This is a genomic window from Mesorhizobium sp. M7A.F.Ca.MR.245.00.0.0, from assembly GCF_003997415.1.
Lineage (GTDB): Bacteria > Pseudomonadota > Alphaproteobacteria > Rhizobiales > Rhizobiaceae > Mesorhizobium.
The window spans coordinates 223,177-242,819 of record NZ_RZTE01000003.1; the positions used below are offsets into that span (position 1 = coordinate 223,177).

The following is a 19,643-nucleotide window of genomic DNA, read 5'->3' on the forward strand; positions in this document are numbered from 1 at the left end:
GTATCAGCCTTTCACCGCGCCGGAGGTCAGGCCGCCGACAAGGTGTTTCTGGACGACGTAGGTGAGGGTGAGCGCCGGGATGATCATCACCACGGCCAGCGCGCACATGCCGCGCCAGTCGATGGTGAACTCGGCCGTGTAATCGAGCAGGCCGACCGGCAGCGTCTTGGCGCTCACCGAACGGGTCAGCTGCGAGGCCAGAGCGAACTCATTCCAGCAGGTCAGGAAGGCGAAGATCGCGGCCGACGCGATGCCCGGCCCGGCAAGCGGGAACTCGACCTGCCAGAACGCCTGCCAGCGCGTGCAGCCATCGATCTGCGCGGCCTCCGCGAGGTCCTTGGGCACCTGACGGAAGAAGCCGTCGATCAGCCAGATCGTGAACGGCACGTTGAGCGCGACGTAGGCAAGGATCAGTCCGAAATGCGTGTCGATGATGCCGAGCCGCACATAGAGGAAGAACAGCGGCAGCGAGAGTGCAATGCCCGGCACGGTGCGCGTCAGCATCAGCCCGAGGAAGACGCTCGATTTGCCGCGGAAGCGGTAGCGCGCGAACGCATAGCCGCCGGCCATGCCGATGGCCACCGCAATGACCGTCGAGGTCACCGAGATGATCAACGAGTTGCGGAAATATTCGATCACTGGAATGCCGCCTTTGCCGATACCGCTGAACATGGCGACATAGGCGTCGAACGAAATCTCCTGCGGGATCCAGACCGGCGGCTTGGCCATGATCTCGACCGCCGGCCGCAGCGACGAGAGGACGATCCACAGGCCCGGCAGGCAGATCGTCAGCATCGCCAGGAACAGGCCAATGCGATAGACGATGCCCAGCAGCCGGCGCTTCAGGCGGGCGGAAGAATTCTCGTCCATCTTCACCACTCCGCACCAATCTGCGTGCGCGCCGCGGCGAGCTTGTTGAAGAAGTAGACGGTGAAGGCGATCGACAGCAGGATCGAGAAATAGGCCATGGCGTTGGCCATGCCCATGCGCCCGTCGCTGTAGGCGGTGCGGGCCACCAGGGTCCATAGCAGTTCGGTGCGGCCCGCCGGTCCGCCATCGGTCATGATCTTGACGATGTCGTAGGCGCGCGCCACGTCGAGCGAACGGATAGTCATGGCTATGTAGGCGAAAGGCATGACGAACGGCCACGTCACATAGCGGAATGTCTGCCACGGCGTGCAGCCGTCGACACGCGCCGCCTCGATCGGCTCCTTGGGCATGGCGAGCAGGCCGGCGAGGATCAGGATGGCGAAGATCGCCGTCGACGACCAGATCTCGGCGATCGAAATGGCGATGAAGGCGAGATGGCCCTCGATCAGCCACGGTATGGCGTCTTGCGTGATGCCGAGCGACTGCAGCGCATTGTTCACCAGGCCGATATTGTCGTTGAACATGAACTTGAACTGGAAGCCGACGAGGATCGGCGAGAACATCATCGGGAACATCATCAGCGTGCGCAGGATGCGCTGGCCGCGTGTCGCTTTCTCGACCAGCATGGCAAGCCCAAGGCCGAGCAGCATTTCGAGATTGAGCGCGATGGTCAGTAGCAGCACCGTGCGGCCGAACGCCCACCAGAAATCGGTGTTGGACAGGATCGAAAGATAGTTCCGGATGCCGATGAAGACGTAGAACGTTTCGGGCCGCGTCAGGCGGAACGGCGTGAAGCTGGAGTAAAGGGACAACAGCAACGGCACAACGACAACTGCCGCCAGCACGATCATGGCCGGAAGCAGCAGCAGGAATGGCGCGGATGGCTTGAAGCCCTTCATCAGAATCCTTGAGGTGTTTGCATTTGGACGGCGGTGCGTGGGCCGGGGGCGATGGGTTAGCGCAAACCGCTGGCCGCGAAACGCGATCGCCTCCCCCATTACCAATGGGGGAGCAGCCCTGGGAGCCCGTTTCTAGAGCTTGCCGGCGTCCTGGAGGATTTGCGTCGCCTTGGCGGCCGCATCGTCCAGTGCCTGCTTGGAGGTCTTGTCGCCGAGGATCGCCGCCTGCAACTCGGGATAGACGGCGTTCGAGATCTCGATCCATTCAGGCGTCTGCGGCACGGCAAAGGCGTGCTTGGCCTCTTCCTGGAAGGCGGTAAGAACCTCCTTCTTGTAGGGATCGTTTTCGGCCTGCTTCAGGTCCCAGTCCCAGACCGCGGTGCGGGTCGGCAGCGGGCCGGCGGCGGCCTCGAGCTTCTGGCTGTCTTCGTTGGTCAGCCACCACACCAGGGAAGCCGCGGCCTCCTTGTTCGGGCAATTCTGGGTCACCGAGAAGCCATGGAAGCCGGACCAGCCGGTGCGCTTGCCGGACGAGCCCTTCGGCGCGACCTTGACGCCGACATTGCCGGCGACCTTGGATGACTTTGGATCGTTGAAGAAGCCGGCCCAGCCCGGCCAGTCCAGATTGATGGCGACGGTGCCGGAAGCGAAGCCCTGGCCGAGATCGTCCCAGAGATAGTTGGTCGTGCCGGCCGGTACGGCCTTGGCCTTGTAGAGGTTTACGAACCAGTCGAGCGCCCGGATGCCGGCGTCGGAATTGAAGACCGGCTTGCCGTCCTTGTCGAGATACTCGCCGCCTTCAGCGACAACCATCTCGTAGAAGCGGCCGTTGATCGCCTCTTCCTTGCCGGCGAACTGCGTGCCGTAGAAATTGGGCGGGTTGGCGAAGAACTCAGCTTGGTCGGTGACTTCCTTCCAGGTATCCGGCGGCACCAGATCATAGCCGTATTTCGCCTTGAACTTGGTCTTGTTGTCGGCGTTCTCGTACAGGCTCTTCTGGTAGTAGAGCGCCGAAACGTCGAACTGCGCGCGCGGCAGCATCTCCAGCTTGCCGTCGATGGTTGCCGACTTGATGGTCGACGGCACGAAAGCGTCGATCTCTTCCTTGGGCAGCAATTTGCTGAGGTCGGTGTAAAGGCCCGTATATTGCGGCGCAAAGGACGAATGGTTCCAGCCGACGCACCAGTTGGTGCTACCCGAGGCGATGTCGGACTTGAGCTCCTTATCGATGTCGAAGCCGTTCTTCTTGGTCAGGATGTTGACCTTGGCGCCGGTCGCCTTCTCCCATTCGGGAATGCGCTCGTAGAGCTTTTCATATTGCTGGCCGCCGATCAGCTTCACGTCGACGGTCACGCCTTCGAACTTGCCGGGCAGGTCGCCGGCAAGGGCAGCGCCCGCACCTGACGCGAGCAACAATGCACCGGCGCACACGCCGGACAGCAGTCTGTTCATTGGTATCCTCCCTTGGTGCCGCCTCCGCGGCGACCGCAACTCGTCTGATGACAAGAAGTGCTACATTCATATACAAACAAAACATTCATAGACACGTCAAGGCGAAATTTGTTTCCGCCGCGCACGTTCCTGCGTATATGAAGGGTGAAATTCACTGGAGGATGAGCCCATGGACGACAGCGAAGACGAGCGCTATCGCGCGCCGGCGCTCGACAAGGGGCTCGATATCCTTGAACTGCTGGCGGGCGTCGACGGCGGCCTGACCCAGGCCGAAATCGCCAAGAAACTCGACCGCAGTCCCAACGAATTCTATCGCATGCTCGACCGGCTGGTGCGGCGCGGCTACGTCACGCGCCTCGACGGCGACCGCTATTCGCTGACGCTCAAGCTGTTCGGTCTGGCACAGTTGCACGCGCCGGTACGGCGGCTGGTCTCCTATGCGACGCCGCTGATGCGTGAACTTGCCGAGACATCGCAGCAGGCCAACCAACTCGTTGTTTTTGATCGCGGTTCTGCCGTCGTCATCGGCCAGCAAGAAGCACCGAATTATTGGGGCATCTCGATCCGGGTCGGCTCCCATATCAGTCTGTTCGACACCGGCTCGGGACATGTGCTGCTCGCTTTCCGCTCACCGGAAGAGCGCCAGATGATGATTTCCGAACACGTCCGCAGCACCGACAAGACGGCGCAATCGACCGAGTTCTTCACCCGTCTCGACCAGATCCGCGACCGTGGCTACGAGATGATGGCCTCGATGCAGACAGCCGGGGTCTTCAACCTGTCGGCCCCGGTGCGAAGCTCCGACGGCAAGGCGATCGCCGCGCTGTCGATTCCCTACATCACGGTGGTCAACGCGCCTTCCGCGCCCGACATCACCAGGACGATCGAACTGTTGCTGGCAACGTGTGAAAAGCTGTCGCACCTCGCTGGATCAGCAGTCGGCTCATCGGCGTGAATTCTTATTTGAATGAAGAATTCCCCTGTGAGATGATTTGAAAGCAAGAGGGAGGAGCCTCACCATGATCATCGATACCCATCTTCACCTCATCGATCGCTCGGCCCTGGGCTATCCCTGGCTCGCCGGCGTGCCGGCGCTCAACCGCGATTTCTCTTATGAAGACTACGCGATGGAGGCGCAGCGTGTCGGCGTCGGGCGTGTGCTGCATATGGAGGTCGATGTCGATGCGGCCGACATCGAAGCCGAGACCGCTCGTGTGGAAGGACTGTCACGGCAGTCCGGCAGCATGCTGGCCGGGGTTATCGCGTCCTGCCGTCCTGAGGAAGGGGATTTCGCGGCCTATCTCGAACGGCAGCGGGCAAACCCGTTCGTAAAGGGCTTTCGCCGCGTCCTCCATGTCGTGCCCGACGAGCTCTCGGAAGGTGCGGTGTTTCGCGACAGCATAAAGCGGCTTGGCGGCACCGGTCTGACCTTCGATCTCGTCGTGCTGCCGCACCAGATCCCCAAGGCGATCGCGCTGGCCGATCTGGCACCCGATGTCCAGTTCGTCCTCGATCATTGCGGCGTCCCCGACATCAAAGGCAAGAGCGAACATCCATGGCGCGAGCATATGAGCGACATCGCCCGGCGCCCGAATGTCATGGCCAAGATTTCCGGTGTCGTCGCCTATGCCGATGCCGGCAGCTGGACGGTTGAGACGTTGCGGCCGTACGTCGAGCACACCATCAATTCATTCGGCTGGGACCGCGTCGTCTGGGGCAGCGACTGGCCGGTCTGCACGCTAGGCGGCGGCCTGTCGACCTGGGTGGCGGCGACCCATGCATTGCTCTCGGGCTGCAGCATTGCCGAGCGCGACAGGCTGTTGTCCGGCAATGCCCGCAAGCTGTGGCGGCTCGATTGACTGGTCCTTTCAGATGGTGGTCGAGACGTGCCGTTCGCGGCCATAGAGCGAAACCAGCAGCACGATGACGAAGCCGAGCGCGGCCTGCACCGCTGCGGGCTGGAAGCCGAGGCCTGTCAGCAGCGTGTTGATCTCGGTCAGCACCAGCACGCCGGCGATCGTGCCGAGATAGCTTCCCCGGCCGCCGACAAGTGCTGCGCCTCCTACGACGACCGCCGCGATGGTCTGGAACAGATAGGGCTGGCCGACATCGCCATAGGCCGAACCGGTGAAGCCGAGCAGAAGCACCCCTGCCACGGCGGCGAAGAAAGCGCTTGCCGCATAGGTGATGACCCACATGCGAACCGGGTCAATCAGCGCCAGCGGCGCCGCGCCCGGATTGCTGCCCAGCGCGTAAAGCCGGCGGCCATAGGGCGTTCGCTCCAGCACCAGCACGACGAGTGCGGCCAGCACGACCAGGCTCGGCACCAGCCACGGCACCGGCAGCGGTCCGGCCGATCCGCCGATCGACACGAAGCTGGAAACCGCTTGCGGTGCGGAGCCCGACGGGAAACCCGCGGTCCACAACAGCACAAGGCCTTGTACGACCATGCCGATGCCGAGCGTGACGATGAGCGGCTGGATGTCGAGGCTGCGCGAGATCAGTCCGTTCAGCCCGCCGATGACGAGCGCCAGCGCGCCGACGAGGCCGCAGACCAGGACAAAATTCCAGCCGTCGCCATAGAGCTGTGCCGCCACGACATTGGCAAAGCCGATGACGAAGGGGATCGACAGATCGATGCCGCCCATGATGACGACCAGCGTCTGCCCGATCGAGGCGACGGCAAGCAGCGAAGCGAGCACCAGCATGGCGCGTATCGCAAACGGCGCCGAATAGCCGGGAATGAGGACCGTGCCGGCAAGGTGCAGAAGGGCGGCGACGCAGAAGGCGCCGACGACGCGGGCGTTGGTTGTGGCGAAGAGGTTTTGGCGCAAAACCATGTCAGCGTCTCTCCATGGCAAGACGTTCCTGCAGCGCTGTCAGCATCACGGCCAGCACCAGGATCGCGCCGTAGGCGATCTGCAGCACGAAGGTCGAGACGTTGAACGTCGTCAGCACGCTTTGCAGCAGGAAGATGTCGATGGCGCCAATGGCTGCACCGGCGACGCCGCCACGCCCGCCGGCCAGGCTGACGCCGCCGAGCGCTACGGCGGCGATGGCGATCAGCGTGTAGGTCGGCCCGATGTTAGGGTCGGCGGAGCCGATCAGCGCGGTCAGCATCAGCCCGGCGCATCCGCCCAGGATGCCGGTCATGACATAGGCGATGAAGCGCACGCGCGTGACATCGACGCCGGCGGTGTAGGCCGCGCGGTCGTCGCTGCCGACCGCCATCAACTGGTCGTAGTAGGGGGTGCGCCGCACCAGCCACCAAGCGATGAACATCAGTGCCAGCGGAAGCATCGAGAGCGGGCCGGACAAGGCCTTGAGCCAAGCCGGCGCCGGGCCGATCGGCGCCGGCAGGATCGTCAGCGTGACGCCGGTCAGGATCAGATAGGTGCCGAGCGTGGCGACGATCGGCTGGATGCGCACGATTGTCGCGAGAAAGCCGTTCGCAGCACCCACCAGCGCGCCGACGAGCAACGCCGCCGGAACGAGCACCAGGGGCGATGAGATGCCGGCGCCGAGGAACAGCACCTGGATCGCCAAAGCGTTGACGAAGCCCATCAATGGCCCGACCGAGATGTCGATTCCGCCACGCCCGGCGAGGATGACAGGCGTGGACGCAATGGCCGCACCGATCAAGGGCGCCGCCAATCCGACCAGCGCGCCCCAGGAACCCGGCTGGAACCGCCCGGGGCTGAGGATAAGATTGATCGCAAGCAGCACGACCAGCAGCACCACCGCGAAGCCGAAATTTCGCCCAAGGGACAGGAGGCGCGCAACAGGGTTCATGCCGCACGTCCGAACATGGCTGATATCACGCTGTCGGTGGTGAGCGCGTCGCCAGAGATTTCGGCCGCGACTTCATTCTCACGGAACACCAGCACGCGCTGGCACAGGAGAAGAATCTCCTCGATTTCACTGGATAGGATGACGAGCGCCATGCCGTCGGCCGCCAGCCCGCGAAACACGTCGTAGAGCACATGCCGCGTCGCCACGTCGACGCCACGCGTCGGATCGTTGAGGAGCAGGATCGCGGGCTCCAGCGCCAGCGCCCGCGCCAGCAGCACCTTCTGCTGGTTGCCGCCCGACAAAGTGGTGATCGGCGCATCGGGCCGGGGTGCGGCGATCGACAGTTTTTCGCGGTAGATGTCGTACCGCGCCTTGCGCGCCGCGGGGCTGATCAGCCCGAGCCGAGTGTCGCGCGACAGAGTCGAAACGGCGAAATTGTCGAGCACCGACTGCGTCGGGAAAATGCCGTTGGCGCGTCGGTCGCGCGGCAAATAGGCGATGCCGCTGGCGACAGCCTTGCGAAACCCGGTAATCTTTCGGGAGGCATCTGATGAACCGAGTTCGATCGAGCCGCCATGGGACTGTTCCAGGCCGGCAAGCATCTTGAGAAACAGCTCCTGGCCATGACCATCGAGACCGGCAAGCCCGACGATCTCACCCGGAGCGATGGCCTGCGTGATCGGGCTGGCGCCGGGCGCGATGACGAGTTCGCGAACGGCAAGACCACCAAAATCGAGAGCAGTGCGATCAGCCATGCGCCAATTCCGCAGCGGTACGTGGCGCCATCGCCTTGAGAAGTTCCGCCGGCGTGGAAGCGCCGCGCTCTTCGGTGCGCACGACGCTGCCGCCCCGCAGGATCGAGATGCGGTCCGAAAGCGACATCACCTCATCCATGCGGTGGGTGATGAACAGGATCAGGCAGCCTTCGCCGGCAAGCGCACGCATCAACGAAAAAACCGATTCGCGGTCGGCGAAGTCGAGCGCGGCGGTGACCTCGTCGAGGATCAGGATCTTTGGGTTGCGCACGATCGCGCGGGCGAGAACGACCAATTGCTGCGCGGCAAGCGGCAGCAGGCCGGCTGGCTTGTCGAGGGGGACGTCGGTGACCGCGAAGCGCTTCAGCGCGGCTTCCGCCCGGTCACGGCGCTCATGGCGGGGAACGGCACGCCGGACCAGTCCGTCGAGGCCGAGCAGGATGTTGTCGGTTACGCTGCGGTCCGGCGCGATCAGCACCTCCTGGAATACCGTGGCGAAGCCTTGCGCCTGGAAGGCCGATGGATTGGCGCCAGAGAATGGCTTGCCGTGCAGCAGGATCACGCCGCTGTCCGGCTGGACGATGCCGGACAGCAGCTTGACCATGGTGCTCTTGCCCGAACCGTTCTCGCCCAGAATGGTGTGGATGGTCCCCGCCCGGAACGCGATCGATGCGTCCGCGAGCGCGATCGTCTCGCCATAGCGTTTGGATATGGTTTTGATTTCAAGCATGTCACAATTCGATGCTGGCAGGCCGGCTCCGCGAAAGGAGCCGGCCTGCTGAGAGGCTAGTTCGCGCAGCGTTATTTTGCGCAGGCGTCGGGGACCTTCGAATAATCCCAGCCCTTGGTCGGCGCCGGGTTCGAGAAATAGGCGTCGAGCCATTCCTCCGGCATCGGATCTTTCGGCGGGATCGGGAAGATCGACACGGCATCGGTCGTCATGCAGTCCTTGTACCAGGCACCGAGATCGGCGGTGTGGACAGGCGGGATCGGGATCAGCAGCGTGTTCAGCTTCGGCTTCTGTCCGTCGAGCATGCGCTCGCCGACGCGGAACAGCGTTTGCGCGGTCCAGTGCGGCAGCACCGCATGGCCTTCGAAGCGGTACTTGTCGGGGTTGGCCTTCCAGTAGCCCAGCGCATCGCCGGTGATCGAGCCGGTGATCAATGGCGCCGGCCGGCCGGCTTCCGCGAAGGCTTCGGCAACGACACGGCTCTCGCTGCCTGTCGTCCACACCGCATCGATCGGCGCCGGGTTGGTGGCGATCGCCTGCAGCACCACTGTCTTGGTGACGTTGGCCGTCCAGTTGCCGTTGACGTTGCGCGAGATCTTCAGCTTCGGATTTTCGGCCAGCGCCTTGTCCGCGCCCTGGCGCTCCTGCACGACGATCGGGTGTCCCGCGATGCCTTCGACCAGAAGGATGCTGGCGCCGTCCGGCTGCGCCTTGCCGATCGCCGCCATCATGTCATAGCCCCAGCGCGCATAGTTGGAATCGACATTGATCGCGTTCGGGCTGGTCACCGAGCCGGCCGCCGTGATGAACGGAATGCCGGCCTTGGCGGCAGCGTCGATGGCGTCGTCAAGCGCCGTCGCCGAACCCGGGATCGAGGTGATGATCGAGCACTTCTTGTCGATGAAGGCGCGGATCTGGTTGATCTGCTGGCTGGCATCGTTGTTGGAATCAGACACTTCGAAGCTGGACACCATTCCGTCGGCGATTAGCCCGTCGACAAGGCGCTTCAGTTCCTTGGTCACCGTGACCCGCCACGGATTGCCCTGATATGATTCCGAGTGGCACCATTTCCACGGCATGGGCGGCGCGGTGAAATTGTCCCAGGCCGAGGGCAGCACCTTCTGGGGCGCGCCGTCATACTGCGCCTTGAGTTCGGTCGGCAGCCCGCCGATGACGCCTTGCACATCCTGGGCAAAGGCGGTCGTTGCAAGCGAGGCAAGCGCCGTTGCGGCCAGCAGGCCGCGGATCATTCCTGTCATTCTTGTTCTCCTCCGTTCGGTTGGTTCAGGCTCCTCCACCGGCAGCGCCGGACACCTGCGCCGGGAAACTCTCCCGAAACAGGCGATTGAGATCGGCAACGACCTGTCGGGCTTGATGCCGGGAGGTCATGCCGGAAAGGATGCGTTCGGAAGCCGCCTGCTGGAACGCCATGTAGCCGTCATGGCGCGGCCGCACCCATGCGCCCTCCAGCGTCGCGCGCGTATCCCGATAGAAGTCGCCGGTCGCTTCATTGACGGCTTGATCTTCCCAGGCCGCTGCATGGCCGGGCTGGCCCCCGGCGGCGGCATAGGGGCCGCGCTGAACATCGCCGCTCGCGACCCAATAGGCGAAGTCGATCGCGGCATCCCTGGCTTTGGAAAAGGCTGAAACCGCTATGCCGGTGCCGCCAAGCGCCGAACCGACCGGGCCGCCGGAACCGATGACCGGAACATCGGCAAAGGCCAGCCGGTTCGCCCGAAAGCCATCCGTCGCATAGGACACGTAGCCATAGATCAGTGGCGCGCAGACGAACCTGGAACTGGCCTCCGCCATACGTTCGGAGACGGCAATCGGGTCCATCTCGAAACACGCGGGATCGACCAGCGCTGTGATCTCGCGCATTGCCTCGAAGACTTGGCTACCGATCTCCACATCGATCAGATCGTCGGATGAATCGGTCGTGCAGGCATGCCCGAGATTGCCGGCAAGCGTGTAGAAAACCATCAACACGTGAGGCGGCCGCAACGGCAGCAGCACGCGGTCTTGACGGGCGAGATCGAGCACCTCGCTCCAGCGCGCCGGTGGCGCACTGATCGCATCCGGCCGCCATGCCTGGACTTGGGTTGCCGCATCGATCGGGAAAGCCCATTGCCGTCCTTGCCAGTTGTAGCTCGGATAGGACTGGCCGACGCTGCCCGAGGCAAGGGCCGTGCGTTCCGCCTCGCGTCCGGCGACATCCAGCGGCTCCAGGCAGCCTTCGGCCGTGATCTGGCCGACATGCGGATGGTCGATGACGATGAGATCATAGGCGCGCGCCAGTTCCTCGACCGGAAAGGATTCGAAGTCCTGAAGTGAGCGCTTGTCCCATTCGATCACGACGCCGGTCTTCTGCTGCCATAGCGACGAGCAGGCGACCATCGGATTGTAGCCACGCGGATGGCTCCAGGTCATGCCCTTGAGGATGGGCACGCTCACAGGCCGAACTCCGCGCGGATGGCGGCACTGTGCTCGCCGATGCGGGGCGCCGCCCGATCGACCTTGGCCCTTATGCCATCGACCCGGAGCGGCGAACTGGTGGTGAGGATCGAGACATCGTCCTCGCGCGTCACAGTCTGCAGCATGTCGAGGGACTGGAACCCTTCGCTCGCCAGCATCTCCGGCCAGGTCAGCACTTTGGCGCACCAGATGTCGGCCGGCTCGAGGATATCAAGCCACTCATCGATGGTCTTGGTCGCGATCCGCTGCGCGATGATCGCCTTGATGTCGTCGCGCGCGGTGAACCAGGATGCCGGCTTGTCGCGATAGGGTGCGAGTTCGCTGAGCGACAGGAGATCGGCCAGCTTGGGGATCGGCGTCATGGCGATGGCGAGATAGCCGTCCTTGGCCGGATAGACACCGTAAGGCGCCGACAGATAGGCATGCGCACTGCGGAAACTGGAGCGCCTGGGCAGCCGGCGGCCGTCATTGAGATGCGTGGTCAGCACCTCGAACTGGAAATCGACAAGCGCTTCCAGAAGGCTGGTTTCGATGTGGCTGCCCTGACCGGTGATACCGCGCCGCACGAGTGCGGCCAGAATGCCCTGCGCACAGGCCGCACCGGCCAGCATGTCGCCGATGGCGAGGCCGAATGGCACCGGCCCCTGGTCCTCGTCGCCGTTCAACCACATCACGCCGGAACGCGCCTGCGCCAGGAGATCCTGGCCCGGGCGTTTGACCCACGGGCCGTCCTCGCCATAGCCGCTGATCGAGGCATAGACCAGGCGTGGATTGATCTTGCGGACCGCCTCATAGTCCAAGCCGAGCCGTTCGATGACGCCCGGCCGGAAATTCTGGATCAGCACGTCGGCCTTGGCCAGAAGGCCGCGCAGCGCCTCGAGGTCGGCCTCGTTCTTGAGGTCGATGGCAAGACTTTCCTTGGCCCGGTTGATGGCATGGAAGATGGTGGAATCGCCGCCGATCTCGGTGTCGCTGAGATAGAGCCGGCGCGACAGGTCGCCGCCATCCGGGCGCTCGATCTTGATGACGCGCGCGCCGAGATCGAGCAGCCTCAGCGAGCAATAAGGCCCGGACAGGAACTGGCTCATGTCGACGACGACGAGACCGGCGAGCGGCAATTCGGCTGCTGCCGGCATCGTTATTTCTCCGTCTTGCCGACGAAGTCGGCCGGGTTGCGGTACTTCACCGTCTGCAGATGCTCGCAATAGAGAACCAGCTCGCCTTCGCCCTTGAACACCTCATAGCTGGCGCGGATCAACCCCATCTCCTGGTAGCGGGGCTTCTTGTCGAGATTGGAGCGGATCGAATAGATCGTGTCGCCAATGAAAACGGGTTTTATGAAGCGGAGCTTGTCGTAGCCATAGGAAAAGGCGTTGACGCAGTTGGTGGCGACCAGTCCCAGGCCAGCCGAGAAGACGAAGGCGCCGGCGATCAGCCGCTTGCCGAAAATGCCTTCGCTCTCGGCAAACATCTGGTCCTGCACATAGGGGTGGATGTCGAGCACCAGCGTGTTGAACAAATGGCTGTCGCCTTCGGCCATGGTCCGTCGCAACGAGCGGATCTTCTGCCCGACCGGCCAATCCTCATAGAACCAGTTTTCGGCGTTCCATACCGGCAGCGCGGCATGATCCGCCGGCATGTTCTTGGGATGCGTCGAGGCGACACCGACGGTGGATGCGAAATCGTTCATGACCGAATCCGCCAGTCCTGCCGAAGGGACCGCGCAACCATTTGAACACGCATCAAGGCGCCTGAATCCAAGACGTCTCCTCCCGTCAATCTTCTTTTGTAAATAGTATTTTCACATATGGGGTTGCGTTGCAAGCGTGAACAGGCGAAATTTTGGCTGCTCCCGCGCGCCGAAGCGCAGGCGGGCAGGGAGGAAAATCATGCGCAAGGATTGTCTGGTCTTTGTCGGCAGCCTGAACCGGGAGGCGCCGTATTTTCAGGGCGCTCGGGGCGTCGGCCTCAGCGTCTACAGCTTTGACGAGACGACGCTGGAAACCCGAAAGCTGGCTGAAGCCGATGACGTCGACAATCCAACCTTCTTCTCGGTGACGCCGGACGGTTCACACGTCTACGCCAATTCGGAAGTCTTCACCTGGCGCGAGGGAACTGTCTCCGCCTACAGCTTCGATCGTGCCTCGGGCGCGCTCACCTATCTGAACAAGCAGCCATCGCTGGGCAGCATCACCGCCCACAACACCATCACCCGCGACGGAACAAAACTGCTGGTCGCCAATTACGGCATGGGCGGGGGCGGCCCGGACCGCGCCGTGGCGGTTTATGGTTTCGAAAAGGACGGCGCGCTGACGGCCCCGCTGGCCAGCGTCTCGCATTCCGGCACCGGCCCGAATGCGGCACGACAGGAACGCTCGCACGCCCACAGTATTACCGAAACCATTGCCGGCGGGACAGCCATCGTCGCCGATCTCGGCATCGACCGGCTGGTGTCCTACCGGATCGAGCACGACGGCAACCTGACCAAGCTTGCGGAATCCGCTTTGCCGGCGGGCGCCGGTCCACGCCACCTCGCACTGCATCCGAACGGACGCTTCGTCTTCGTTATGAACGAGCTGGATTCGACCATCGTGGCGATGGCGCTGGACGAAGCCTCGGGCAAGCTCACGCTCATCGACGCCAAGCCGGCGGTGCCGGCCGAGGCGCGCGACAGCAACCATTGCGCCGACATCCAGATCTCGCCGGATGGCCGTTTTGTCTACGGCTCCAACCGTGGCCATGACAGCGTTGTCATCATGGCGGTCGACCAGCAGACGGGTTCGCTGAGCCTCGTCGGCTATATCTCTTGTGGTGGCGCGACGCCGCGCAATCTGGCGCTGACGCCGTCAGGCGGCCATCTGTTTTCCGCCAACCAGAACGCCGACCGCATCTCGATCTTCGCTCGCGACGCCGAGACCGGCATACTCAGCGACACCGGGCGCGCCATCGAGATCGGCACGCCGATGTGCGTCAAGATCGTGCGCTGAACGCCGACAACTGTGAAGCCTTGGACAAAATCGCCCGGGGCTCAAGCCTGTTGTATTGCCGAGAGCTTCCAGTTCGAGCCATTCTCACGCACGAATGTCCACAGCTCGGTCGTCTCTGTCGGATGATCATCGTCGCCCGCGACGACCTTGCCGCTGGCCCGTTCGCGCGTCACGTCACGAGACTCGTAGCGCAATGCGGCCGTGGCGTAGTCGCGGTCATCCTCACGCCAGCTTTCAGCGACGTCGGCCTGCAGCAACGTGATGTCCGTTACCTCGTTCCTGAGACCTTTCTGGGCATTGTCGGCCAGCTCTTCCGACAGATAGGATACCATTTCGGGGGTAACAGCCCGGCGCAGAGCGGCATGGTCTTCGCGCCCGAATGCTTCCTGGACATCGGTCAACAGCTGCTGGAATGCGTCGAGGTCGGTCTGAGCCAGCGTGATCTCATCAGAACCGATGGCCGGAGAGCTTCCGCCCGAACCACCGCCAAAGCCGGGAATTGTGAAGGAGCCTGCAGTCTGCTGCCCTGCCGTTGCGCGGTTCTCAAATCTCGAAGCCTGGGCATTGCCGACACCGGCGAGCGCTGGCGCAGGACCACGCGCCGATTGCGAGCGGAAGAAGCGGATAGCCAGCATGATCGCGCCACCGATGAGCAGGGCCTGAAGCAGGAAACCGAACATTCCGGCCAGGCCGCCGAAGCCTTGGCCGACGAGCAGGCCGATCAGGCCGCCGAGCAGCAGGCCCCGCATCATCGTTCCCCCGAAGCCGCTCATGAAGCCGGGCCTCTGCAGGCCGGCCTGTGGCTGCCGGGCCGCGTTGTTCACACCGGTGTTGGGCGTCATCGAACGCTCGACCGGAGCGGTCGGGGCCGGTGCGGTCCTGGTCGGCGGTGCCGATTGGAACGTGCGCATGCCACGACTGCCGAAACTGCCGCCGCGGCGCGCCTCGGCATGGTCTATCGCGACCATCGAAAACGCCAGGAACAGTCCTGCAAAGAGGGCTGCAAATCGGCTTGTACGGGAAGTCATCGGAGATGAACCTTTGTCTCTGCGGTTTCGGAAATTTTCAGCCGTCGCCGGGTGCCGGCGTTATACGGTCAATCGAACAACTCTTCGAAAAATGATTTCTTCCGCTTTGGATAGCGGTGGCCGTGGGAGCGGGAATAATCGTCGTCGCGGCCCTGGCCGTGTTGCGGTTGGGAGAACGCTGCCGGCTGTGGCTGCGGCGCCGGCGCCGCTTCCCTGCCGGAACGCTCGATGATCTTGTCGAGTTCTCCCCGATCAAGCCAGACGCCGCGGCACTGCGGACAGTAGTCGATTTCGATACCCTGGCGTTCGCTCATCACGAGCGCAACGCGGCAGGAGGGGCAAGTCATGCCAAGGAGAGAAGGAGATGTCATACGGCGCTCCAAACCAAAAAGAAGGAACCCGCTCGACCGAAAAGGATGAAAACGGGCCCGTTACAGCGGTCCGACATCACAGTCGCCAAAAGCGACAGTCAGAGGGGCCCGGCCCGCAGGGGACAATTAGGAATGCAGCGCCGCGCCTTCAAGGGGCGATATTGCCCGCAAGAGTGATTTGTTCGCCATCTCGCTCAGACCGTGACCACGATTTCAAATCGTCACCACGATTTCAGATCGTCACCACGATCTTGCCGAACTGCTCGTTCGACTCCAGGTGGCGATGTGCCTCGACGATTTGGTCGAACGCGAAGGTCCTATCGATGATCGGCTTTAGAGTCCCGGTCTCGAGTCCTGCGAGGATGAAAGCCTTGGCGGCCTCCAGTTTCGCCGGGTTGCCGGTGATCTCGTGGACGAGATAGCCGCGCAGCGTCAGCGTCTTGGCCAGCACGGCGAATAGCGGAAACGGTGTCGGCGCCTGGCTCAGTCCGCCATATTCGATGAGGATGCCGCTATGCGACATGGCCGCCGTCAGCGGCTCGAAGATCGGGCCGCCGACCGCATCGAACACGACGCGCACGCCTCGCGGCCCGGCGATCTGGTTCAACCGCGCCGCCAAATCTTCCTCCGTCGAGGACACGACTTCGGCCGCACCTGCCTCGAGCAGCGCCCGCATCTTCGCCGATGTTCGCGTCACCGCAATCGTCGTCGCGCCCACACTGTTGGCGATCTGGACCGCGGCAAGCCCGACACTACTCGACGCCGCGGTGATCACCACGTGGTCTCCGCTGTGCAGCCCGGCGATATCGATCAGCGCGCCATAGGCGGTGAGGTACTGCATCCAGACCGCCGCTGCCGTTTGCCAGTCGAGCGACGGCGGGTGCTTGACGATAAGTTCCGCGGGATAAGTGGCAAGCTCGCCATAGGCCGGCCAGCGGATCATCGATTGCGGCGGGATGACACTGACGCCGTCGCCCGGCGCGAAATCCTTCACGCCGTCGCCTATAGCCTCGATGACACCCGCCGCTTCGAGACCAAGCCCCGAGGGCAGCTTCGGCGTCTCGATATAGGAACCCGCGCGCAGCAGCGCTTCGGCGCGATTGAGGCCGAGGGCCTTGACGCGGATTTGAACTTCGCCCGGACCCGGTCGGGGAAGCTCGACGTCCTCGATGCGCAGAACCTCGGGGCCGCCATGCTGGTGAAAGCGAACCACACGTGTCATTCGGGATACTCCAAATCATCTGAACTGAATGAGCTATGCAGATAGACCTTCCGGGGATAAATGGCTGCAAGAGAAGAACAGTAGAAACCAGGAGTTCCGAATATGGATCGGCTCGAAAGCATGGCTGTGTTCGTCAAGGCCGTCGATCTCGGCTCGTTCGCGGCAGCAGCGGTCGCCCTGGACGTCTCGGGACCGATGGTTGGCAAGCATGTCCGGTCTCTCGAAGAACGACTTGGCGTTCGCCTGCTCAACCGGACCACACGCCGGCAGAACCTGACCGATTTCGGCCGCGCTTACTATGAACGCTGTCGGGTGGTGCTGGCCGAGGCCGACGCCGCAGATGCGCTCGCCGCCGACCAGTTTTCGGAGCCACGCGGAAAACTGCGCGTCACCATGCCGGCGCATTTCGGTCGCCACTGCGTGACGCCCGTGCTGCTGAAACTCGCCCGGCAATATCCGATGCTGGAACTCGATCTATCTCTCAGCGATCGCTTCGCCGATCTTGCCGAGGATGGCTACGATCTCGCCATTCGGACCGGTGCTCTGGGCGACAAGGCGGGGGTGATCGCACGCCGCGTCGCGCGCCAGGACATGGTCGTCTGCGCCGCACCTTCCTATCTTAGAATTCATGGCGAACCGCGACAGATCGAGGATCTCGCCGACCATCAGGCAATTGTCTACCGCCGGCTCGGCCAGATCATTCAGCCCTGGCTATTTGCGCGAGAGGGGCAACCGGTGCAGGAGATCATACCGACCGGCCGTCTGCGGCTCGACGATCTCGATGCCATCGCTGACGCGGCTGCCGACGGCATGGGCCTTGCCTGGTTGCCCTGGTGGCTGGTGCGCGAGCGCATTGAAGCCGGCGTTCTGCTGGCGCTGTTGCCGGATCAGCCGCGATATCTCTACGACTGCCACGCGCTTTGGCTGCAGACGCCGCATCTGCCGCTGAAGGTGCGGCTGGCCGTCGATGCGCTGGCGGCTGCCTTGCCGAAGTCGATGGCCTAACCGCAGCGTCGCAGTCGCTCTCAGTTGAGATCGCGCGGATACTCCTTGACCTCGTTGCGGTCGACGATCAGCTCATCGCCATCATGGGCGGTGATGTGGGTCTCGATCCGCCAGACCTTTCGCAGCGCCCTTACCGTCGCCTTCACTGAAAGCCGCACCTGCCAGTCGCCGCGACCATAGGACTTGTCCCAGGTGCAGGTGCCGACCGCCGAGTTCGGATTGTCGGGGTGGATGATGAACCGGTCGACATGCCTCGCCGAGAGCACCATTCCCGTATGTGGATGCCGCACCGTGCCGCCATCATTGGCGACCTGATAGACGGTCTCGCCGGTGACCTGGTCCGTCGACACCGAACGCTGGAAGCCGTCGCCCTTGGCCAGCACCTCTTGCTCCATCGGCGCGGCGCTTTCCGGAGTCAGGAAAACCCCCAGTGTGTCGTCCAGCTTCTGCTGCGCGCGCACCGGCAGGATCAGCCGGCTGTCGCCGCAATGGATCGACAACGTCGCCTGCTCGGCCGTCGGGAAGACGATCGGCCAATGCGATGTCGCCAGCGCCAGCCGGATACGCTCCCCGACCTCGAAACGCTGCCCGCAGCAGCGCAGCTTGACGCGGACGGTCTCCGCCTGGCCCGGCACCATGGGTGCGATGTCCAGATCATCGTTGCGATGGCTCAGATTGAGAATACCGTAGCTGATACGCGAGGCGGCACCTTCAGGAAATACCTGCGACAGCGTGGCGGACAGAAGGGCGACGGGCTTGTCGGAGGAGAGTTTAACTTCGAATTCGGGGAAGCCAAGGATCTCGATCGCCTCGGTCAACGGCACCGTCTCGAAGATCAGGGCATTGCCTTCCTCCGTCCGCTGGTCGACCGGCAAGGTCGGCATGACGCCATAACCGCACCAGGCGCCGGACGACAGGCCGCCCGTCTGCGGCGATGAAATCTCCAGAACCGCGTTTTCGCCCTTGGCTTCGCTCAGCACATGCGGCGCAAGGTGCAGCACCTTTTCGCCGACGCCGGGTCCCGGCCACGCCGGTTCCGCCACCCAGCGGCCGGGCCGCTCGTCATAGATCGCCGCCGGCCGTGCGGGATCCTGGATCCAGGCGCGCAGCATCGGCTCGTCGGCAATGCCGGTGTCGATGCCCTTGAGATATTGATCCCACCAGCGCAGGCACTCCTGCAGGAAGCCGATACGCGGGCCGGGCATGGCGAAGTGCGGATATTTGTGGCCCCAGGGTCCGATCAGGCCCTTGCGAGGACCGCTCAGCTTTTCCAGCATCCGGAAGATCGGATTGGGATAGCCGTCGGCCCAGCCGCCGACGGCATAGACCGGGATCCCGACATCGGCATAATCCTCGCAGATCGAGCCGTGCTTGTAGAAATCGTCGCGGCGCTGGTGTTCGAACCAGTCCTGCATCCAGATGCCGTTGCCGTTCAGCCGTTGCTCCCAAAGCTCGCGCCAGCGGTCGCCGACAACAAGCGGATCCGGTGGCGTCATGGCGATGGCCCAAGCGGTGGTTCCCCACATCAGATTGTCGCACATCATCGCGCCGCCGAGATAATGCACGTCATCATTATAGCGGTCGTCGGTCGAGCACAGCGAGACGACGGCTTTCAGCGCCGGCGGGCGGCGGGCGGCGACCTGCAGCCCGTTGAAGCCGCCCCAGCTGATGCCGATCATGCCGACGCTACCCGAGCACCAGGATTGCCCAGCCAGCCATTCGATGACCGCCAAACAGTCATCCTGCTCCTGCTTCAGATATTCACCCTTGCACAATCCCTCGCTGTCGCCCGAGCCGCGCATGTCGACCCGCACGCCGGCATAGCCGTGACCGGCGAAATAGGGATGCGTCAGCGCATCGCGCTCCACCGTTCCGTCACGCTTGCGATAGGGCAGATATTCGAGGATCGCCGGCACCGGATCGGCCTCCGCGTCTTCCGGCAACCAGATGCGTGCGGCCAGCTTGACGCCGTCCGGCATCGGAATCCACAAATTCTCGATCTCGCGGACTTTGCGCGGGAAATCGGTGACGACGCGGATATCTTGCATGGCGGCTCC

Annotated in this window: 19 protein-coding genes; 4 read left to right on the forward strand and 15 right to left on the reverse strand. The window is 63.5% G+C overall.

Annotated elements, in window-relative coordinates; all coding sequences use genetic code 11:
• Positions 1–3: 3 nt before the first annotated feature.
• The 3 genes from EOB80_RS06000 to EOB80_RS06010 form a co-directional block, all read right to left on the reverse strand.
• On the reverse strand, positions 4–870 hold the full coding sequence (locus EOB80_RS06000) for a carbohydrate ABC transporter permease (protein ID WP_127267476.1): 867 nt from the start codon (positions 868–870) through the stop codon (positions 4–6).
• Between the two features lie 2 nt (positions 871–872).
• Entirely contained in the window at positions 873–1,769 is an 897-nt protein-coding gene (locus tag EOB80_RS06005; RefSeq protein WP_023808865.1) for a sugar ABC transporter permease, read from the reverse strand.
• A gap of 132 nt (positions 1,770–1,901) precedes the next feature.
• Complete coding sequence (locus tag EOB80_RS06010) at positions 1,902–3,221, reverse strand: sugar ABC transporter substrate-binding protein (protein WP_127326999.1); 1,320 nt, start codon at positions 3,219–3,221, stop codon at positions 1,902–1,904.
• 169 nt (positions 3,222–3,390) lie between these two features.
• On the opposite strand from EOB80_RS06010, the gene EOB80_RS06015 reads away from it, so the two are divergent.
• Together EOB80_RS06015 and EOB80_RS06020 are read left to right on the forward strand one after the other, a co-directional pair.
• Entirely contained in the window at positions 3,391–4,176 is a 786-nt protein-coding gene (locus EOB80_RS06015) for an IclR family transcriptional regulator (RefSeq protein ID WP_127267478.1), read from the forward strand.
• A gap of 64 nt (positions 4,177–4,240) precedes the next feature.
• Complete coding sequence (locus EOB80_RS06020; RefSeq protein WP_127327000.1) at positions 4,241–5,080, forward strand: amidohydrolase; 840 nt, start codon at positions 4,241–4,243, stop codon at positions 5,078–5,080.
• 9 nt (positions 5,081–5,089) lie between these two features.
• Here EOB80_RS06020 and EOB80_RS06025 read toward each other — a convergent pair whose 3' ends face one another.
• The 8 genes from EOB80_RS06025 to EOB80_RS06060 form a co-directional block, all read right to left on the reverse strand.
• Entirely contained in the window at positions 5,090–6,061 is a 972-nt protein-coding gene (locus EOB80_RS06025) for an ABC transporter permease (RefSeq protein ID WP_127327001.1), read from the reverse strand.
• Position 6,062: 1 nt separating this feature from the next.
• A complete protein-coding gene (locus tag EOB80_RS06030) occupies positions 6,063–7,013 on the reverse strand; it encodes an ABC transporter permease (protein ID WP_127327002.1) in 951 nt (316 codons plus the stop codon).
• Entirely contained in the window at positions 7,010–7,768 is a 759-nt protein-coding gene (locus tag EOB80_RS06035; protein ID WP_127327003.1) for an ATP-binding cassette domain-containing protein, read from the reverse strand. The genes EOB80_RS06030 and EOB80_RS06035 overlap by 4 nt, the downstream gene beginning before the upstream one ends.
• Positions 7,761–8,498, reverse strand: coding sequence for an ATP-binding cassette domain-containing protein (locus EOB80_RS06040; protein ID WP_127291252.1), 738 nt, complete (start codon positions 8,496–8,498; stop codon positions 7,761–7,763). Before EOB80_RS06040 ends, EOB80_RS06035 begins: the two co-directional genes overlap by 8 nt.
• A gap of 71 nt (positions 8,499–8,569) precedes the next feature.
• On the reverse strand, positions 8,570–9,757 hold the full coding sequence (locus EOB80_RS06045) for an ABC transporter substrate-binding protein (RefSeq protein WP_127327004.1): 1,188 nt from the start codon (positions 9,755–9,757) through the stop codon (positions 8,570–8,572).
• Between the two features lie 25 nt (positions 9,758–9,782).
• Entirely contained in the window at positions 9,783–10,952 is a 1,170-nt protein-coding gene (locus tag EOB80_RS06050) for an extracellular solute-binding protein (protein WP_127327005.1), read from the reverse strand.
• On the reverse strand, positions 10,949–12,109 hold the full coding sequence (locus tag EOB80_RS06055; protein ID WP_127255131.1) for a CaiB/BaiF CoA-transferase family protein: 1,161 nt from the start codon (positions 12,107–12,109) through the stop codon (positions 10,949–10,951). Before EOB80_RS06055 ends, EOB80_RS06050 begins: the two co-directional genes overlap by 4 nt.
• 2 nt (positions 12,110–12,111) lie before the next feature.
• Positions 12,112–12,663 carry a MaoC family dehydratase gene (locus tag EOB80_RS06060; RefSeq protein ID WP_127270127.1) on the reverse strand — a complete coding sequence of 184 codons (552 nt, stop codon included), beginning with the start codon at positions 12,661–12,663 and terminating at the stop codon, positions 12,112–12,114.
• A gap of 199 nt (positions 12,664–12,862) precedes the next feature.
• Between EOB80_RS06060 and EOB80_RS06065 the strand changes: the two genes are divergently transcribed.
• Positions 12,863–13,960, forward strand: coding sequence for a lactonase family protein (locus tag EOB80_RS06065; RefSeq protein ID WP_127327006.1), 1,098 nt, complete (start codon positions 12,863–12,865; stop codon positions 13,958–13,960).
• 41 nt (positions 13,961–14,001) lie between these two features.
• On the opposite strand, the gene EOB80_RS06070 is transcribed toward EOB80_RS06065, so the two are convergent.
• The 3 genes from EOB80_RS06070 to EOB80_RS06080 all read right to left on the reverse strand — a co-directional run bounded on the left by EOB80_RS06070 (position 14,002) and on the right by EOB80_RS06080 (position 16,581).
• The gene (locus EOB80_RS06070; RefSeq protein WP_127327007.1) at positions 14,002–14,988 is read right to left on the reverse strand and encodes a Tim44 domain-containing protein; all 987 of its coding nucleotides are present in this window, start codon (positions 14,986–14,988) and stop codon (positions 14,002–14,004) included.
• 68 nt (positions 14,989–15,056) lie between these two features.
• The gene (locus EOB80_RS06075) at positions 15,057–15,359 is read right to left on the reverse strand and encodes a zf-TFIIB domain-containing protein (protein WP_127270121.1); all 303 of its coding nucleotides are present in this window, start codon (positions 15,357–15,359) and stop codon (positions 15,057–15,059) included.
• Between the two features lie 232 nt (positions 15,360–15,591).
• Positions 15,592–16,581, reverse strand: coding sequence for a zinc-dependent alcohol dehydrogenase family protein (locus EOB80_RS06080; protein WP_127327008.1), 990 nt, complete (start codon positions 16,579–16,581; stop codon positions 15,592–15,594).
• Between the two features lie 102 nt (positions 16,582–16,683).
• Between EOB80_RS06080 and EOB80_RS06085 the strand changes: the two genes are divergently transcribed.
• Positions 16,684–17,586, forward strand: a complete 903-nt coding sequence (locus EOB80_RS06085; RefSeq protein WP_127327009.1) for a LysR family transcriptional regulator — start codon at positions 16,684–16,686, stop codon at positions 17,584–17,586.
• A 20-nt stretch (positions 17,587–17,606) separates the two neighbouring features.
• On the opposite strand, the gene EOB80_RS06090 is transcribed toward EOB80_RS06085, so the two are convergent.
• Positions 17,607–19,634 (reverse strand): CocE/NonD family hydrolase, encoded by a 2,028-nt coding sequence (locus EOB80_RS06090; protein ID WP_127327010.1) that lies wholly within the window; start codon positions 19,632–19,634, stop codon positions 17,607–17,609.
• Positions 19,635–19,643: the final 9 nt, after the last annotated feature.

Excerpts from the sequence above, each read along its gene's own strand:
- EOB80_RS06015 (WP_127267478.1), top strand. The coding sequence starts at position 3,391 with ATGGACGACAGCGAAGACGAGCGCTATCGCGCGCCGGCGCTCGACAAG.
- EOB80_RS06075 (WP_127270121.1), bottom strand. The coding sequence starts at position 15,359 with ATGACATCTCCTTCTCTCCTTGGCATGACTTGCCCCTCCTGCCGCGTT.
- EOB80_RS06000 (WP_127267476.1), bottom strand. The coding sequence starts at position 870 with ATGGACGAGAATTCTTCCGCCCGCCTGAAGCGCCGGCTGCTGGGCATC.
- EOB80_RS06085 (WP_127327009.1), top strand. The coding sequence starts at position 16,684 with ATGGATCGGCTCGAAAGCATGGCTGTGTTCGTCAAGGCCGTCGATCTC.
- EOB80_RS06025 (WP_127327001.1), bottom strand. The coding sequence starts at position 6,061 with ATGGTTTTGCGCCAAAACCTCTTCGCCACAACCAACGCCCGCGTCGTC.
- EOB80_RS06035 (WP_127327003.1), bottom strand. The coding sequence starts at position 7,768 with ATGGCTGATCGCACTGCTCTCGATTTTGGTGGTCTTGCCGTTCGCGAA.
- EOB80_RS06070 (WP_127327007.1), bottom strand. The coding sequence starts at position 14,988 with ATGACTTCCCGTACAAGCCGATTTGCAGCCCTCTTTGCAGGACTGTTC.
- EOB80_RS06055 (WP_127255131.1), bottom strand. The coding sequence starts at position 12,109 with ATGCCGGCAGCAGCCGAATTGCCGCTCGCCGGTCTCGTCGTCGTCGAC.
- EOB80_RS06040 (WP_127291252.1), bottom strand. The coding sequence starts at position 8,498 with ATGCTTGAAATCAAAACCATATCCAAACGCTATGGCGAGACGATCGCG.
- EOB80_RS06045 (WP_127327004.1), bottom strand. The coding sequence starts at position 9,757 with ATGACAGGAATGATCCGCGGCCTGCTGGCCGCAACGGCGCTTGCCTCG.
- EOB80_RS06080 (WP_127327008.1), bottom strand. The coding sequence starts at position 16,581 with ATGACACGTGTGGTTCGCTTTCACCAGCATGGCGGCCCCGAGGTTCTG.
- EOB80_RS06060 (WP_127270127.1), bottom strand. The coding sequence starts at position 12,663 with ATGAACGATTTCGCATCCACCGTCGGTGTCGCCTCGACGCATCCCAAG.
- EOB80_RS06065 (WP_127327006.1), top strand. The coding sequence starts at position 12,863 with ATGCGCAAGGATTGTCTGGTCTTTGTCGGCAGCCTGAACCGGGAGGCG.
- EOB80_RS06090 (WP_127327010.1), bottom strand. The coding sequence starts at position 19,634 with ATGCAAGATATCCGCGTCGTCACCGATTTCCCGCGCAAAGTCCGCGAG.
- EOB80_RS06030 (WP_127327002.1), bottom strand. The coding sequence starts at position 7,013 with ATGAACCCTGTTGCGCGCCTCCTGTCCCTTGGGCGAAATTTCGGCTTC.
- EOB80_RS06010 (WP_127326999.1), bottom strand. The coding sequence starts at position 3,221 with ATGAACAGACTGCTGTCCGGCGTGTGCGCCGGTGCATTGTTGCTCGCG.
- EOB80_RS06005 (WP_023808865.1), bottom strand. The coding sequence starts at position 1,769 with ATGAAGGGCTTCAAGCCATCCGCGCCATTCCTGCTGCTGCTTCCGGCC.
- EOB80_RS06020 (WP_127327000.1), top strand. The coding sequence starts at position 4,241 with ATGATCATCGATACCCATCTTCACCTCATCGATCGCTCGGCCCTGGGC.